This window comes from Rhizobium rhododendri (genome assembly GCF_007000325.2).
GTDB lineage: Bacteria > Pseudomonadota > Alphaproteobacteria > Rhizobiales > Rhizobiaceae > Rhizobium > Rhizobium rhododendri.
This window is the reverse complement of the sequence record NZ_CP117270.1, coordinates 104,901-121,243: the sequence shown is the minus strand read 5'-3', so window position 1 is coordinate 121,243 and position 16,343 is coordinate 104,901. Positions and strand designations below refer to the sequence as shown.

Sequence of the window (16,343 nt, the reverse complement as noted above, 5' to 3'; positions counted from 1 at the left end):
CCCGCTGGATTGCGTTATTTCTAGTTCTAAGTTAGAACCAGAATGATTGCATGGAGTGAGAGCCGATGGTCAAGCGCGTCAGTCTTTGGAATTCAGGGTGCCCGGTAGCGCGTTCCTTGGATGTGATAGGGGATTGGTGGTCTTTGCTCATTATTCGCGACGCATTTGATGGCGCCCGCCGTTTTAGCGAATTCCAGACCGGATTGGGTATCGGCAAGGGCGTATTAGCGAGCAGGTTGCGCGACCTCGTGAAGCGTGGAATCTTTGAAACTGCGCCTGCCTCGGATGGCACAGCCTATCGGGAATACGTGCTGACAACCAAGGGAAGCAGATTGTTCCCCGTCATCGTGGCTCTTCGCCAGTGGGGTGAAGAAAATCTGTTCGCTCCCGAGGAAGAGCGATCTTCACTGGTGGACAAGAAGAACGGTGCTCTTGTTTCCCGCCTCGAAGTGACATCGGTGGATGGTCGAGAACTCATCTGGAGCGACACCCAGGTCCAGAACCCTGTTATTCCAAAGCCTAGCAAGGTTCACTTTTCGAACACGCGATGATCGCCTCTGGTGCAGCACGGCTGCCGAGGCGATGCTGTCTCCTGTGAACGACTGTCTATTCGGCAAGATTCTTGCCCATTGGCAATATCCGGCACCACCTCCCGCCACCAACCTCACCTCACCCGCATATGGTTCCTCTTGGCGAGCTGTCTCGTTACCGCCTCAATCTCGGCTGACACCCGCGTCTCATCCCAGGCGCGCATCACGGCTACGGTGGCTGCGATCCGTTGCAGGTCGTTCAGCGTCAGCGATCCGGTGATGGCGAGCGTCGTGCGGCGCATGACGATGTCGGAGAGGTGCTCTACACCCTCGTTCTGGAGGATGTAGTCGATTTCCGCGAGGCTGTGATCCGTCGAATCCGGCAAGCGGTCACGGTCCGTCCATTTGCCGCGGTGGCGGGCGATCTCCCGGGCCTTGGTGCCGTAGCGCGTCAGGAGCTGGTCGAGGCGAGGGATATCGAGGCCGGTCTCGGCGCTTTCCCGCTTCAACCATTCGGCACGGGCCGCAGCGGTGGTGGGAAAGTCTTTACCGCCGCCTATCGGCATGGCGCGCGTCGTGGTCTTGCGGCTGGCGCCCATGCGCTTGAGGATGGTGTCGGTCACCTCTTCGGCAAAACCACGAAAGGTCGTCCATTTGCCGCCGATCAGCGAGATGATCGGGAAGGGGCGGGCCTTATCGGGTTCGGCGACAGGTGCGGAATGGTCGCGGCTGATCAGACCGGGGATGGATGCGTTCGAGGCCGGCAGCGGGCGAATACCGCTATAGGCGTAGACGATCTGGCTGTGATCGAAGGTCATGCCCGGCAACAGTCCACGGAGGCTGTTGATCATATAGTCGATTTCCTGCGGCTCCGAGACGACACTGTCGGGGTTGTCTGCGGGGATATCGGTCGAACCGACCAGCGCAAGTCCGAGATAGTCGTAGACGAGGCAGATACGCCCGTCATCGGCCTCGAAGTAGATCATCCGGCCGTTCAGCGCCTTCAGCAGTTCGTCGTGCTTCAGGAGGATATGCGATCCCTTGGTGCCGCCGATCATTTTCGACGGCGCGCCGAGGGCGGCGTTAACATGGTCGATCCACGGCCCGGCGGCGTTGACGACGAACTTCGGCCGCATTGAAAAGGCTGGGCCGTTCTCCGGCTGGAAGGTCAGGACACCGTCTTTGGCGGATGTCAGCGTCGTGTAGTTCGCCATGGCGGAACGCGGATTGGCATCGAGGCCATCGGTCACCAGCTCCAGCACCAGCCGTTCCGGGTGGCTGATCTTGGCGTCGTAGTAAGTGCCGGTGGCGACGATTGACTTTGTCATGGCCGGAATGTCGCGCAGGGCCTGCTTGCGGCCGATAAGCTTGTGGCGTGGCATGACCCGGTCGCGCGAGCCGTAATAGTCGTAGATGGAAAGGCCGATCTTGATGAGGATCGCGCCTCGGCTGCGGGGTGCGCTGGTGGAGCCGAACAGGGTGCGCAGCGCCGCGAAGATGCCCTTGGTCCAGGAGAAGATCGGAATGATCGTGGGCAGCGCGGTGACGCAATGGGGAGCGTTCTTCAAAAGCAGATTGCGCTCGAGAGTCGATTGCGCCACCAGGCCGAATTCACCGGTTTCGAGATATTTGAGCCCGCCATGGATCAGCCTCGAAGGTGCGGCGCTGGTGCCTGCGCCGAAATCCGTCTTTTCGACGATCAGGCAGCTGATACCCTGGGCGCAGAGATCGCGGAAGAGACCGGCGCCGTTGATGCCGGCGCCAAGGATGACGACATCGACACTGCCATCGGCGGTCATCGTCGCAAGGCGGCTGGCGAAATCGACCGATGCTGTTTCCGGGGAAGTCATGATGCCATCCTTACGATTTTCAGCCGTACACCGGCCTGTTCAAGCTTTTGCGTTGTTGCGTCGGCGATGCCGTCGGTGACCAGCACGGCGTCGAATGCCGTCAGCTCGTCAAACACGTGCAGCGCCATCCTGTCGAATTTGCCATGGTCGACGAGAAGCAGGCGGCGGCGGGAGGCGGCCATCATCGCCTGCTTGACCCGCACGACCTGCTGGTCCTGGATGAACCCGGTCGTGCCGGTGATGGCCGAGGTGGAGCAGATCAGGATGTCGGCGCGCAGCCGCGAGATGGCATTCTCGGTGACGAGGCCGATAAAGGCGTTGTAGGTGCGGTGATACTGGCCGCCGAGGGAGATGAAATCCATGTCCTCGACATGGATCAGCATTTCGGCCGTCGACACGCTGTTGGTGATGACCGTCAGCGGCTTGATCTCGGCCAGCAGCGGCGCCACGGCGCTGGCCGTGGTGGAATCATCGAGCATCACCACTTGTCCGGCCTCGACATATTCCAGCGCGGCGCGGGCCAGTGCATCCTTCTCGGCCCGCCCGACTGTCATGCGGTAGCGGAACGTGCTTTCATAGATGCCGGAGGGCTGCACGGTGACGGCTCCATGCAGCTTTCGCAACACCCCCTGCTGGGCCAGCTGCTCGATATGTCGGTGAATGGTCATCCGCGACACGCCGAAATGCGTCACGAGATCATCGATGCGCACCTGACCGCACTTTATGACATAGTTGGCGATTTCCTCGCGCCGTTCGTCGGCCTTGATCACGCGACGGTCTCCGTCGGCATGCCCAGCCGCTCGATAGCCGGCCATTCCGATTTCAGGGCTTCGGCGAGGCGCGAGTAAAGGCTAAAGCGCTCGTTGAACACGGCGCTGCGGGCGGCATCCGGCTGATAGGTCCGGCTGGTGGCGCCGACGGTCAGATGCGGTTGCTGCGGAGAGGCGTAGACGCCGATGGCAGTGCCGGCACAAAGCGCGGCGCCGAAGGCCGCCGGCTCGTCCGTCGAGGTGACCGTCACCGGCAGGTTCAGGATATCCGCAAACATCTGGGCGAAGGCGGGTTTGCGCGAGGCCCCTCCGGTCAGCCGCACCTGGGTGAAGGAGAAGCCGTCACGGAGCGCATCCACATGGGTGCGGTGATTGAAGGCGATCCCTTCCAGCACCGCCTTCAGGATGTCGCCCCGGTCGTGCCAGCCGTGCAGGCCGAGGAAGCTGCCGCTGGCAAGATTGCCGTAGGGCGAACCGAACAGATAGGGGTGGAAGAGGATCGTCGAGCGCCGCTGCAGCGCCGCGTCGATCTCGGTTGCCAGCAGCGCATGAATGGAGCCACCCTCAGTGGCGGCGGCGTCCTGCTCCTTCCGGCAGAAGGTGTCGAGAAACCAGTCGTAATTGGCCGTCGAGGCCGGAGAAATCGACATGGCGTTCCACTGGCCCGGCGCAATGGCGTTGCGGCAGAACCAGCGGGGATCGGTGAGCGGTTCCGCCGAGACGACCTCGTTGATCGAATAGGTGCCAGCAACGATGCTGATCACACCTTCGACATGGCCGCCGATGCCGAGCGCAGAAGCAGTGACATCGTGCAGGCCACAGGCAACGGGGGTGCCCTCGACGAGCCCGGTAAGAGCTGCGGCCGCGGCCGTGACATGGCCGACGATATCACTGGAATCTGCGACGGGCGGCAGGGCACTTTCCACCTGCTCCAGCCCGTAGATGCGCAAGGCCTCGGCCGAATAGGCTTGCGTCCTGACATCGGTGAAGGACGTGCTTGCCTCGGTCCGGTCCGTGCCGATCGTGCCGGAGAGGCAGAAGCGCAGCCAGTCCTTGCAGGCGAGAACATGGCCGATGCGGCCGAACCGCTCCGGATCGTTTTCCTTCAACCAGGCAAGCAAGGCCGATGGCGCAGATGCATGCGGCACCTGGCCGGTCAGGGCCAGCGCTTCGTCAAACAGCGATCCTTCCGACCAGCGGTCGACAATACCGCCGGCGCGACTATCAAGCGAAAGGATGCCGGGGCCGAGCGGCTGGAGAGCGTGGTCCAGAAGATATATCCCGTCGCCGTGGGCAGTGGCGGCAACGGCCTTGATGTCGTCGGCCGGCCGGCCGGAAAGGGCTATCGCCTCCGATATCGCCTCTGCTGTCGCCTGCCAGAGGCCTGCCATGTCGCGCTCGACAAAGCGCGCCCGGGGTATCGACTGCGGCACCCGGCGTCGCGCCACCGAAAGCTGCGTCCCGTCGATATCGAAGATGACCGCCTTGGTGACAGTCAGGCCGTTGTCGATCCCTAGCAGGCTGGGCATGGTTTTCGCTCCCTTTTACGACCGGGTGCGGGAGCGTCAAGACGAGCGCTCGTACCACAGCTGCAACATCACTGGATCATATAAACATGGTAAGTTCACGTCAAGTGATGTTACATTTAGCAAAGGGTAAAAAGGTGCTTCAACCGCCTTGTTTCAGTGACGTGACAGAGAGCTATCGGGCCTGGGGATCGTATCGCTTCAGCGCGGATGCATGGCTTGAGCCGCGCGTCGGAGCCACAACAACATTGATGCCCTTGTCGCGCATGCGGGCGATATGGACCGGCGGCGTACCGTCGTCGACGATAACGATGTCGAAATCGGTAAGCGGCGAGAACACGTGCAGGGCACGTCGGTCGAATTTCGTATTGTCGGCGAGAAGGATGCGGGTGGAGGCGGAATCGAACATCGCCCGCTTGGTATCGACCATCTCGAGAAACTGGTGAAAGACGATATCGTCGGTGATCGCAGACATCGACATGAACAACGTGTCGGCCCGCAGCTGCGAGATCTCATGGGTGGTCATGCGGCCCATGAAGGCATTGCACCAGTTGTAGTACTGGCCCCCAAGGCCGAGCAACGTCAGGTCGCGGATACCCTTGAGATCGTTCATCAGCGTCAGCGAGTTGGTGATGACGGTAAGCGGCACGGCGGAGGGCAGGAATTGCGCCATCTGCAGCACAGTGGTGGAATCGTCGAAGAAGATCGCCTGTCCGGGCTCGACGAAGCGCATTGCCGCAAGCGCCAGCGCACGCTTTTCGACCGACTGGCGACTGGAGCGGTAGACATCGCTGGATTCGATCAGGCTTGTCGGCGCCGCCGAGGCAATGCCCCGCGTCTTGCGCAGGATACCACGGCTGACGAGTTCGTCGAGATCCCTGTGGGCAGTCATCAGGCTGATACCGAAGCGTTCGGCCAGATCCTCGATGCGTACCGAGCCTTCCGCCATGACGGTCTCGGTCATCTGCTGGCGGCGGGCCAGCTGGCGCGCCAGCCGCGTGTCGCTCGGAACCTGCTCCTGCATCAGTGGATTGTCCGCAGCTTCGCCGGTATCGTCGTGGTCAGCCATGATCACCGGCCCACGCCTGCCACGCCGTCGGATGCGACCACGAGCAACGTCGCAGAGGCATCATGTACATCACCCGTCGTCTTCAGCAGCTGCGAGGACAGTATCATCACGTTCGGGCCGGCATGCTCGAGTTCACTTGGGCGGTTGTCCCGCCCGGCGTCCATCATCTATGACGCGAACAGGGCGTCGTCACAAACGGTAATGCGTCGCGACTGACATGCCAACGGTCTAGAGTGTGGACAAGTCGGGCTATCCCGGGCTTTCGTCATGAAGAGAGGAGGCGGCCCGAAGGCCGCCCCCAAAGTCGGATTATTCGGACAGAGTAAACGGTGCCGTATACTTGGCAATGTTGTCCTTGTTGATGATCAGGCAATCGAAGAGCTGCTTCTCGGTGTCGACACCGGTCTTGCCCGTCTTCAGGAACGAATCTGCCTGGTCGACAGCCTTTGCCGAGAACACGGCGACAGGCTGCAGAACGGTGTACTGCAGTTCTCCGGCCTTGATGGCAGCCACAGCATCCGGCGAACCGTCGAAGCCGCCGACCTTGATGCCCTTGAGCTTGCCGGCTTCCTTCAGCGCAGCGATAGCGCCCAGTGCCATTTCATCGTTGCCGCTGATGACGCCGGTGATGTCCGGATGGGCCTGCAGCAGGTTCTGCATCTTGTCGTGACCCTGGGTACGATCCCAGTTGCCAACGTCGGAACCGACCTTTTCGAGGTCCGGATACTGGGTCAGCACGGTCTCGTAGCCGTTAGAACGGGTTGCGGCGTTGTTGTCGGAAGGCGCGCCGAGCAGTTCGACGTATTTGCCCTTGTCGCCGACAGACTTGATCCACTCCTGCGCACCGAGGGCAGCGCCCTGGGCGTTGTTCGACACGAGCTGTGCCTTGGCAAGACCGGCCTGGTTGATTTCAGCATTGACCAGAAACACCGGAATGTTAGCGGCAACGGCCTTCTTGACGGCACCGACGGAACCGCTGGCATTGGCCGGATCGAGAATGATCGCGACCGACTTGTTGGTGATCGCGGTGTCGATCAGGTTACTCTCGGTGTTGGTATCACCCTTGTGGGCGCCGACATTCGAGGTATAGCCGAGCTTCTTGGCTTCGGCAGCAGCAACGTTGCCTTCGGTCAGCCAGTAGGGGTTGGCCGGGTCGTTGACGATGATCGAGATCAGGCCGTCGGCAAATGCCGAGGTGGACGATGCGGCCATAAGCGGTCCGGCGAGAACGACAGCCGACAGCATGAGAAGTCTTGTCTTGTTGAACATGGAAACTTTCCTCCTTGGTTGATGGTAGTGCCCGGTTACCCGGTATTCTTCTCGGCTGCGGAACAAGCCTTCACGCTTTACCTCCCAGTTGCGGAGAAGTGGTCTGGCCGCCCGTCGAGACGGGTTTCTTGGCGCGGCGGCTATACTGGATGGCATTGAGCAACACCGCGAGCACGATGACCGCGCCGGTGAAAACCGTCTGCCAGTAGGACGAGATGCCGATGATCACCAGACCGTCGGACAGGAAGCCGATAACGAAGGCGCCGAGCAGCGTGCCGCGGATATTACCGCGTCCACCGGTGAGCGCCGCGCCGCCGATGACGACGGCAGCAATCGCAGTCAATTCGTAGGACGTACCGGCCGTCGGTCCTGCCGACGTCAGCTGCGAGGACAGGATCAGGCCGGCAATCGAGGCGCAGACGCCGGAGAGCACGTAGACCAGGATCTGCACGCGCTTGACCGGAACGCCCGAAAGTTCGGCAGCCCGCTCGTTACCGCCGGAAGCGTAGAGCCAGCGGCCGAAGGCAGAGCGGTTGAGCATGACGCTGACAAGGAACGCGATGAAGACGAGCACGACGACGCCGAGCGGCACGCCGGCCAACCGGTTGAAGCCGAGCCAATCGAAGCCGGTATTGCCGAGTTCGGGCTTGCCGCCGAGGTTGTTGTAGGTGAGGCCGTTGGTCATCAGCAATGCGACGCCGCGCACCATGTACATGACGCCGAGCGTCGCCACGAAGGCTGGAACCTTGAAGCGAGCAATCAACACGCCGTTGACCAGCCCGACGAGCGCGCCAAGGCAGCAGGCCAGCACGGCGACAACCCAGACCGGCGGAAACAGGATGACGCCGAACACCTTCAGCGTGATGCCCTGCATCATGAAGCCGGCGATGCAGCCGGACAGGCCGAGCGTCGAGCCCACAGACAGATCGATGCCGCCGTTAAGGATCACCAGCAGCATGCCGACCGCGAGGATGCCGAAGATGGCGACGTGCGAGGCCATCGTCAGGAAGTTGGCGGTCGAGAAGTAGTAGGGCGATAGCATCGAGAAGACGACGATGATGAGGATCAGCGCGAAGAAGGCGCGCCCCTCGAGCAGCAGGCGGCCGAGATCGAAGCCGCCGCTGAAGAGGCTAGGCTTGGTGGTTGTGCGGGATGGACCAGCTTCGCTCATGGTCATGGCTCCGTTCTTCTTCGTCATTGTTCGATCACGGCTTCGCCCGAGGCGGCCATGATCTGCTCTTTTGTTGCGTCGGACCCGAACTGCGCCGAGATCCTGCCCTTGCTCATCACGATGATGCGGTGGGCGATGCTCAGGCATTCCGAGACTTCCGATGTCGAAAACACCACCGCAAGCCCCTGCGCTGCCCGTTCGGCGAGCAACTTGAAGACCTCGGCCTTGGCACCGATATCGATGCCACGGCTGGGCTCATCGAGGAGAATGACGCGGGGATGGGTGGCGAGAATCTTGCCGATGACGACCTTCTGCTGGTTGCCGCCAGACAACGACCCGATTGGCGCGCCGCCGCCCGCCGTCTTGATGTGGACATTGCGGATGGAGTCGTCGATCAGCGCCTTTTCGCGGCTGTGCGACAGCAGCATGCCCTTGACGAAAGTGCCGATGCTGGCGAGCGACAGGTTTGTACCGACCGACATCGTCTGGACGAGCCCGTCCCGCTGGCGATCTTCGGGAACAAGCGCCAGCCCGCGACCGATGCGATCTGCGATGCTGAGCTTCGACACGTCCTGGCCTTCGAGCATCACCTTGCCGCCGGTCGACGGGACACGACCTGCAACGCATTCGAGCAGCTCGGTACGACCGGCGCCCATCAATCCGTAGATGCAAACGATCTCGCCGGCGCGCACGTCCAACGACAGGTTATCGACGACGGAGTAGCCGGTGCCCGTGGCATCGGCGACACTGACGCCGCTGACCGACAACGCGACATCGCCAAACTCGTAGCCCGATGGCGGCGAGCCGAGATCGAAGTTTTCGCCGACCATGTTGCGGACGATCCACTCGAGATCGATGTCCTTGACGTCGGCCTTGGCCGTCATGGCTCCATCGCGCAGGACCACCGCATAGTCGGTGATCTGCAGCGCTTCTTCGAGATGGTGGGAGATATAGACGATGGATACGCCGCGGCTGGTGAGATCGCGGATGACCTTGAACAGCACCTCGACCTCGGTAGCGCTCAGCGCCGATGTCGGCTCGTCCATGATCAGGATGCGGGAATCGACCGAAAGGGCGCGGGCGATCTCGACGATCTGCTGCTGCCCGAGCCTGAGCTCCTCGACGCGGGTCATCGGATCGATGACCTCGTTGAGATCGGCCATCAGCGCCTTGACCTGGCGGGCTTCCTCGGCGAAATCGACGCCCATCGGGCCCCTGATCTCGCGACCCATGAAGATATTGTCACGGATGCTCAGGTTGGGCGCCAGGCTGAGTTCCTGGTGGATGATGGAGATGCCACGATCGCGGGCATCCGTCGATGAATTGAACACCACGCGTTCGCCATCGAGCACGATATCCCCGGAGGTCGGCGTCACCACACCAGACAAAATCTTCATCAGCGTCGACTTGCCGGCGCCGTTTTCACCAAACAGCGTCGTCACCTTGCCGCGCCTGATATCGAAATTGACGCCCTTCAGGGCATGAACGTTGCCGTAGGACTTGGCGACGTTATGAGCCGAAAGAACGATGTCGCCGTTCTGCGGTGCGGGCTTGAGGGCGGCGCTCATTGGACATCCAGCTTGGCCGGCGTGACAAGCCAGCTGTTCGGGTTGATGAGCTGGAAGACGCCTACGACCGACACGGTCTTGCCGGTGAGGTTGGCAGTGTCGATCTTGGAGAGCACCTGCGCCTTCATTTCCTTGTTCAGGGCCGAGCCGGCATTCTGGTATTCGATCTGGTTGGTGAATTGGTCGAAAGTCACGGTGCCGGTCGAATCACGCAGGTCGGTGCCGTTGATCGCCGGCCCAGTCTGGACACGGATCGTCACCGTGCTCGGAACGCCGGGAACTGCTACCGTGTAGATGCCGGACTTGGCCGCACCGACGACGCCGGTGAACTTGACCGAAATTTCGGGCCCTACACCACCGGGTACGCCGTACTGCTTAGCCGCCGCGTCCTTGTTCGCTGCAATCGCCGTTGCCAAGGTGTCCGCGCTGACTGCGCGCTTCTCGATAGCCGCCTGGATCTTCGGAAACTCGGTCGAACCGAATGTTTCGGGCGAGAACGCATTGGGCTGCGCGCCCGCCTCCGAACCGATCTTCACCACCTTGGTATCGAGCGCCATGGCAGCGACCAGCACGACGATGGCGACGGAACCGATGATCAGGCCGAGGCGGGGCTTGGGAGGATTGGGTATCGAGGTACCGACCAGATTGCTCATGGTGTGACCACCTTTGACTTGACGATGCGGGAAGGGGAGAGGCTGCCGCGCCAGAGCGCACTGCCAATGGCGACAGGGGCAGCGAAACGATGAAGACGAACGGGGTGAGGCGCTGAAACTTGCATGGTCGCCCCTCCTCCAAGCGGCGGATTGCGTCAGGCTCCAAATGGAAAACCCTCTGCATTATGAATGTCACTTGAAGCGGAGTTTCCTCAACCCGCCGATACCGGCTGTGGTATATTTATGTTATCAGCCACTTTCAATATGTGATATACCCAGGATGTTGTCAATTACCTCGGAACCCTTACAGAGCACAAAAAACAAAGTTCCGGGCCGAGCGTGCAACACGAGAGCGTGATGCGGAGGCTCAGGATACACTGGACTTATACCGCATTGCGCACGAGATGCGTCTATTCGGTATGCAAAATTCGTCAATCCATGGCAATTTTCCGCTTCAAATGCCCAGTATTTATGCATTTATTGGCAAATTCGGGTTAGTAAGACCTGATTGAGCATTCAGACTACCGCGTGATGGAAGGGAGACTTGCAAGAGCGGGACCGCTCGCAGCCCATCCGAAATTCCCCCAAATACGACATGTGATAATGTTGACTTATGTTATAAAAACGTGCAAAAAATTACGCTAAGCGACAATAATTTCAGTTGAACCCGGAGGCGTCGGAAAGCACATGGCGCGATTTGCCGACAAGCGCGACAATGAAGACAGCCTCGCCGTGCGCGCGGCCTGGCTTCATTACGCTGCCGGCCTGACGCAATCCGAAGTCGCCAACCGCCTCGGCATCACCAGCGTCAAGGCGCACCGCTTGATCGCCCGCGCAAACCAGAATGGTGCCGTGAAGGTGACGATCGAAGGCGACATCGCGGAGTGCGTGACACTCGAGCGCCGGTTGGAGAGCGACTACGGCCTCACCTACGCGGAAGTGGTTCCTGATCTCCATGAACAGGGGTTGCCTCTCAAGGCACTCGGCATGGCCGGGGCCGGCTTTCTGCAGCGCGAGATCGAGAACTTCCACGGCGGCGTGATAGGCATCGGCCATGGCCGGACGCTGGCGGCGGCCGTCAAGGAAATGGCCCGCCTCGATGCCGGCCGGGTACGGTTCGTATCGTTGCTCGGCGGGGTAACACGAAACTATGCGGCAAACCCGCATGATGTGATGCATCGCCTCACCGAGAAGACGGGGGCAGCCGCCTACGTCATGCCGATCCCGCTGTTTGCCAACACCGTGGAGGATCGCGAGGTTCTCCTGTCGCAACGCGGCGTGCGCGAGATTTTCGAACTTGCGGCAGGCGCCGATCCGATGATCGTCGGCATCGGCACCGTCGAGCCGGACGCGCAGCTGGTGGCGTCGCATATGATAGAGGCGGCGGAGATCGCCGAAGTCCGCGAACTTGGAGGCGTCGGCGAAGTGCTCGGGCATTTCTTCGACAAGACCGGCAAGGCAGTCGAGACATCGCTGTCGGCGCGAACATTGTCGCCGGGTCTCGATGCTATGAAAGGCCGGCGCATCGTTGCGATTGCCGGCGGCAAGAACAAGGTCGGGGCGATCGCTGCGGTGATGAAAAGCGGATTGCTGAGCGGACTGATCACTGACGAACGCACCGCGCAAGCGCTGCTGCGAGATGACCTGGCCTGAGGGACGGGCGAGGGGGGAGAGTTCTATGGACGACAGCATGATATCGAGCCGCACCGAAACGGGAACCAAGTTCCATGGCTGATGCCGGACAGGACATCCTCGTCGGCATCGATGCCGGCACCTCGGTGATCAAGGCCGTGGCATTCGATCTTGCCGGACGGCAGATCGCCTCGGCATCGGTGGCAAACCGCTATAATTCGGGACAGGACGGTTCGGCGACGCAACCGCTTGCCCGAACCTGGGATGAATGTGCCGCCGCACTCCGGGGACTTGGCGAAAAGGTGCCGGGGCTTGCCGCGCGGACTGCCGCTGTCGCCGTAACGGCACAGGGTGATGGCACTTGGCTGGTGGGCGCCGGCGATACCCCGGTCGGAGATGCCTGGATCTGGCTCGATGCGCGCGCAGCGCCAACGGTCAGAAAGCTGGTCGGCGCATCCGGCGAGCGCGCGCGCTTCGAGACCACTGGAACCGGCCTCAATACCTGCCAGCAGGGCGCACAGATTGCGCACATGTCTGCCACCGCGCCCGAACTGCTCGACCGCGCCGAAGTGGCGCTGCATTGCAAGGACTGGCTCTATCTCAATCTCACCGGGGTTCGTGCCACGGACCCATCCGAAGCGTGCTGGACCTTCGGCGATTTTCGCAGCCGCGCCTATGACGACGGTGTAATTGCGGCGCTGGGGCTTTCATCACGCCGGCACCTGCTTCCGGAAATCATCGACGGAACCGAGGTAACGCATCCGCTAACGGCAGCCGCCGCTGCCGCAACTGGCCTCAAGCAGGGCACGCCTGTCAGCCTCGGCTATGTCGACATGGTGATGACCGGCATGGGGGCAGGCGTCTGGACCGGTGACCTCAATGCCGCCTGCACCGTCATCGGCTCGACCGGCGTTCACATGCGTCCGGTCGCAACAGCCGATGCGCAACTGAATGCCGAGGGAACGGGCTATATCATGGCTCTGCCGGTGCCAGGCATGGTGACGCAGATGCAGACCAACATGGCAGCGACACTTAATCTCGACTGGATCCTGCACGTGGCCGCCGATCTGATCGGCGAGGGTGGCACTGCACCTTCCCACGCAGAGATGGTCGCCCGCATCGACAACTGGATGGCGGCGAGCCGGCCTGGCGCCGTTCTCTATCACCCCTACATCTCCGAAGCCGGAGAACGAGGCCCGTTCGTCAACGCCAGCGCGCGCGCCGGTTTCATCGGGCTGAATGCCGGCCATCGTTATCCCGATCTCCTGCGCAGCGTTATCGAGGGTCTCGGCATGGCAGCGCGGGATTGCTACGTGGCGATGGGTGCACTGCCGCGCGAACTGCGGCTGACGGGCGGTGCTGCCCGTTCCAAGGCACTGGGCGGCGTGCTTGCTGCGGCTACCGGCGCCAGTGTCCGCGTCTCGGCGCGCGAGGAGGCGGGGGCTGCCGGTGCGGCGATGATGGCGGCAGTGGCCGTCGGCGTCTACCCCGACATGAACGCCTGCATCGCCGAATGGGTCACGCCCTTGCTCGGCGCGGGTACAGCACCGGACCCGTCGCTGGTGCCGGTCTACGACCGGACGTTTCCAGCCTACAGGCAGGCGCGCGAGGCACTCGAGCCCATATGGGACCTGCTCGCGGCTCAGCAGGTGCCGGCTGCATGATCCTCACGAGAATGACCCCGATCGACAATCACATCCGGCAGAACCGGAACAAGACACTGGCACGTGCCGCAGGAGAATGCAGATGAGCGATATTCAAACGGTAGACATGTTCATCATCGGTGGCGGCATCAATGGCGCAGGCATCGCGCGCGATGCTGCAGGCCGTGGATTGTCGGTGATCCTCTGCGAAAAGGACGACCTGGCACAGGGCACGTCGTCGCGCTCCGGCAAGCTGGTGCATGGTGGGTTGCGCTACCTCGAATATTACGAATTCCGACTGGTCCGCGAAGCCCTGATCGAGCGCGAAGTGCTCCTGAATTCGGCGAGCCACATCATCTGGCCGATGCGTTTCGTGCTGCCGCACAGCCCCAATGACCGGCCAGCTTGGCTGGTACGCCTCGGCCTGTTTCTCTACGACCATCTCGGCGGCCGCAAGAAACTGCCGGCAACCCGTACGCTCGACCTCAGGCGCGATCCGGAAGGCGCGCCGATCAAGGACGAATATACCAGGGGCTTCGAGTATTCCGACTGCTGGGTCGACGATGCCCGACTGGTCGTGCTGAACGCCAAGGACGCCGCCGAACACGGCGCCGAAGTGCTGACGCGCACCGTCTGCAACTCCGCCCGGCGCGAGGGCGATCTGTGGCGGGTTCAGATGACCGACACGCGCACCGGCGCCAAGCGCGTCGTCATGGCACGGGCTCTGGTCAATGCCGGGGGCCCCTGGGTCAACGACATCATCGGCCGCGTCGCCGGCACCAATTCCAGCCGCAACGTTCGCCTGGTCAAGGGCAGCCACATCATCACACCGAAATTCTGGGACGGACCGCAAGCCTATCTGGTGCAGAACCACGACAAGCGCGTGATCTTCATAAACCCCTACGAGGGCGACAAGGCCCTGATCGGCACCACCGACATCCCCTACGAAGGTGCGCCTGAAGCCGTTTCGGCCGACGAGAGCGAGATCGAATACCTGCTCAACGCCGTCAATCGCTACTTCAAGCAGACGCTCCGCCGCGAGGATGTGCTGCAGACGTTCTCCGGCGTCCGGCCGCTCTACGACGACGGCAAGGGTAACCCTTCCGCCGTTACCCGCGACTACGTCTTCGACCTAGACACGACGGGCGGCGCGCCCTTGCTGAATGTCTTCGGCGGCAAGATCACCACGTTCCGCAAGCTCGCCGAGCACGCGATCCAGAAGTTGCAGGCGACCTTCCCAAAGATGGGACCTGACTGGACGGCCAAGGGTATCCTGCCGGGTGGCGACATCGAGGGCGCCGACGTGCCGCGCTTTCTCGAAAAGCTGCAGCGCGATTATGCCTGGCTGCCACGCGGGCTCGCCCGCCACTATGCCCGCCTTTATGGCGCCCGCACATCGAAGCTGATCGGCGGTGCCACATCGGTGGCAGCCCTCGGCCAATGTTTCGGGCCCAACTTCTATGAGGCAGAAGTGCGCTACGTGATCGAGCAGGAATGGGCCGAAACGGCGGAAGATATCCTGACGCGCCGCACCAAGCACGGCCTGCACATGAGTGCCGACGAAAAGGCCGCTTTCGGCGCCTGGTTCGATGGGCAGATGGCGCGCTCGGCCTGAGCGCTTCGATTTTTTACAGGCGTGGTCGACGAGATCGGCCACGCGCCGTTTACAGGAGCTACCGATGGGGCTGACGCTGTCGCTCAACACCAACCCGCTGGTCAACCGCTACGCCGAGCCGGCCGACCTGATCGGCACAATCGCACATGACCTGAAGATCCGCGATGTGCAGTTGACGCATGAGTTCATCAACCCATCCTGGCCAGCTGCCGTCATCAGGCGCCTGACGCGCGACATGCGCGCCGCCCTGACCCGTACCGGCGTATGCATCACCTCCGGCATGACAGGGCCCTATGGCCGCCTCAACCATTTCGGCCATCCGGATGCGGATGTCCGGCGCTACTATGTCGAATGGTTCAAGACCTTCGCCGACATCACCGCAGATCTCGGCGGCAGCTCCGTCGGCACGCAGTTTGCCATTTTCACCTATCGCGATTTCGACGATGCGGCGCGGCGCGAAGAGCTGATTCAGATCGCCATCGATTGCTGGGCCGAAGTGGCCGAGCATGCCAAGGCAGCGGGTCTGAGCTACGTGTTCTGGGAGCCGATGTCGATCGGCCGCGAGTTCGGCGAAACCATCGCCGCCAGCTTTGCCCTTCAGGATCGCCTGACCGCCGCCAACATGGCGGTGCCGATGTGGATGATGGCCGATATCGACCACGGCGATGTCACCAGCAGCAATCCGGACGATATCGACCCCTATGCCTGGGCACGCGCGGCGCCGCCGGTGTCGCCGATCATCCACATCAAGCAATCGCTGATGGACAAGGGCGGCCACCGTCCGTTCACGGCGGAATTCAACGCCAAGGGGCGTGTGCAGCCGGAGCCGCTGCTGGCCGCTTTCGCCGAGGGTGGCGCGAAAGACAATGAAATCTGCCTGGAGCTGTCGTTCAAGGAGCGCGAGCCCAACGACCGGCAGGTAATCGAGCAGATCGCCGAGTCGATCGCCTTCTGGGCACCGCACATCGACACCGGGATTGCCGACCTCAACCTCTAGCCGGTCACCGCCTTGACGGCGCCGGTTGTCACCTTAGCAGCATGAATTTG

General features: G+C 62.0%; 13 protein-coding genes. 5 read left to right on the top strand and 8 right to left on the bottom strand.

Annotation, left to right across the window (positions count from 1 at the left end; genetic code table 11):
- Window positions 1–65 precede the first annotated feature (65 nt).
- On the top strand, window positions 66–551 hold the full coding sequence (locus PR018_RS27340) for a winged helix-turn-helix transcriptional regulator (protein WP_142829415.1): 486 nt from the start codon (window positions 66–68) through the stop codon (window positions 549–551).
- A 113-nt stretch (window positions 552–664) separates the two neighbouring features.
- Here PR018_RS27340 and PR018_RS27335 read toward each other — a convergent pair whose 3' ends face one another.
- The 8 genes from PR018_RS27335 to PR018_RS27300 all read right to left on the bottom strand — a co-directional run bounded on the left by PR018_RS27335 (window position 665) and on the right by PR018_RS27300 (window position 10,406).
- Window positions 665–2,380, bottom strand: coding sequence for a glycerol-3-phosphate dehydrogenase/oxidase (locus PR018_RS27335; protein WP_142829417.1), 1,716 nt, complete (start codon window positions 2,378–2,380; stop codon window positions 665–667).
- Entirely contained in the window at window positions 2,377–3,150 is a 774-nt protein-coding gene (locus tag PR018_RS27330; RefSeq protein ID WP_142825042.1) for a DeoR/GlpR family DNA-binding transcription regulator, read from the bottom strand. The genes PR018_RS27335 and PR018_RS27330 overlap by 4 nt, the downstream gene beginning before the upstream one ends.
- A complete protein-coding gene (locus PR018_RS27325; RefSeq protein WP_142829419.1) occupies window positions 3,147–4,679 on the bottom strand; it encodes an FGGY-family carbohydrate kinase in 1,533 nt (510 codons plus the stop codon). The genes PR018_RS27330 and PR018_RS27325 overlap by 4 nt, the downstream gene beginning before the upstream one ends.
- A gap of 172 nt (window positions 4,680–4,851) precedes the next feature.
- On the bottom strand, window positions 4,852–5,745 hold the full coding sequence (locus tag PR018_RS27320; protein ID WP_142825040.1) for a DeoR/GlpR family DNA-binding transcription regulator: 894 nt from the start codon (window positions 5,743–5,745) through the stop codon (window positions 4,852–4,854).
- A gap of 309 nt (window positions 5,746–6,054) precedes the next feature.
- Window positions 6,055–7,014: a D-ribose ABC transporter substrate-binding protein gene (locus tag PR018_RS27315; protein ID WP_142825039.1), complete on the bottom strand. Its 960-nt coding sequence runs from the start codon at window positions 7,012–7,014 to the stop codon at window positions 6,055–6,057.
- A gap of 70 nt (window positions 7,015–7,084) precedes the next feature.
- On the bottom strand, window positions 7,085–8,185 hold the full coding sequence (locus PR018_RS27310) for an ABC transporter permease (protein WP_142829470.1): 1,101 nt from the start codon (window positions 8,183–8,185) through the stop codon (window positions 7,085–7,087).
- Window positions 8,186–8,208: 23 nt separating this feature from the next.
- The gene (locus tag PR018_RS27305; protein ID WP_142825038.1) at window positions 8,209–9,753 is read right to left on the bottom strand and encodes a sugar ABC transporter ATP-binding protein; all 1,545 of its coding nucleotides are present in this window, start codon (window positions 9,751–9,753) and stop codon (window positions 8,209–8,211) included.
- Window positions 9,750–10,406: a DUF2291 family protein gene (locus PR018_RS27300; RefSeq protein WP_142825037.1), complete on the bottom strand. Its 657-nt coding sequence runs from the start codon at window positions 10,404–10,406 to the stop codon at window positions 9,750–9,752. The genes PR018_RS27305 and PR018_RS27300 overlap by 4 nt, the downstream gene beginning before the upstream one ends.
- A 687-nt stretch (window positions 10,407–11,093) precedes the next feature.
- Here PR018_RS27300 and PR018_RS27295 point away from each other — a divergent pair.
- The 4 genes from PR018_RS27295 (at window position 11,094) to PR018_RS27280 (ending at window position 16,293) form a co-directional block, all read left to right on the top strand.
- Window positions 11,094–12,059 carry a sugar-binding transcriptional regulator gene (locus tag PR018_RS27295; RefSeq protein WP_142825036.1) on the top strand — a complete coding sequence of 322 codons (966 nt, stop codon included), beginning with the start codon at window positions 11,094–11,096 and terminating at the stop codon, window positions 12,057–12,059.
- A 74-nt stretch (window positions 12,060–12,133) separates the two neighbouring features.
- Complete coding sequence (locus tag PR018_RS27290; RefSeq protein WP_142825035.1) at window positions 12,134–13,702, top strand: FGGY-family carbohydrate kinase; 1,569 nt, start codon at window positions 12,134–12,136, stop codon at window positions 13,700–13,702.
- Window positions 13,703–13,784: 82 nt separating this feature from the next.
- Entirely contained in the window at window positions 13,785–15,296 is a 1,512-nt protein-coding gene (locus tag PR018_RS27285; RefSeq protein ID WP_142825034.1) for a glycerol-3-phosphate dehydrogenase, read from the top strand.
- A gap of 64 nt (window positions 15,297–15,360) precedes the next feature.
- Entirely contained in the window at window positions 15,361–16,293 is a 933-nt protein-coding gene (locus PR018_RS27280) for a sugar phosphate isomerase/epimerase family protein (protein WP_142825033.1), read from the top strand.
- Window positions 16,294–16,343: the final 50 nt, after the last annotated feature.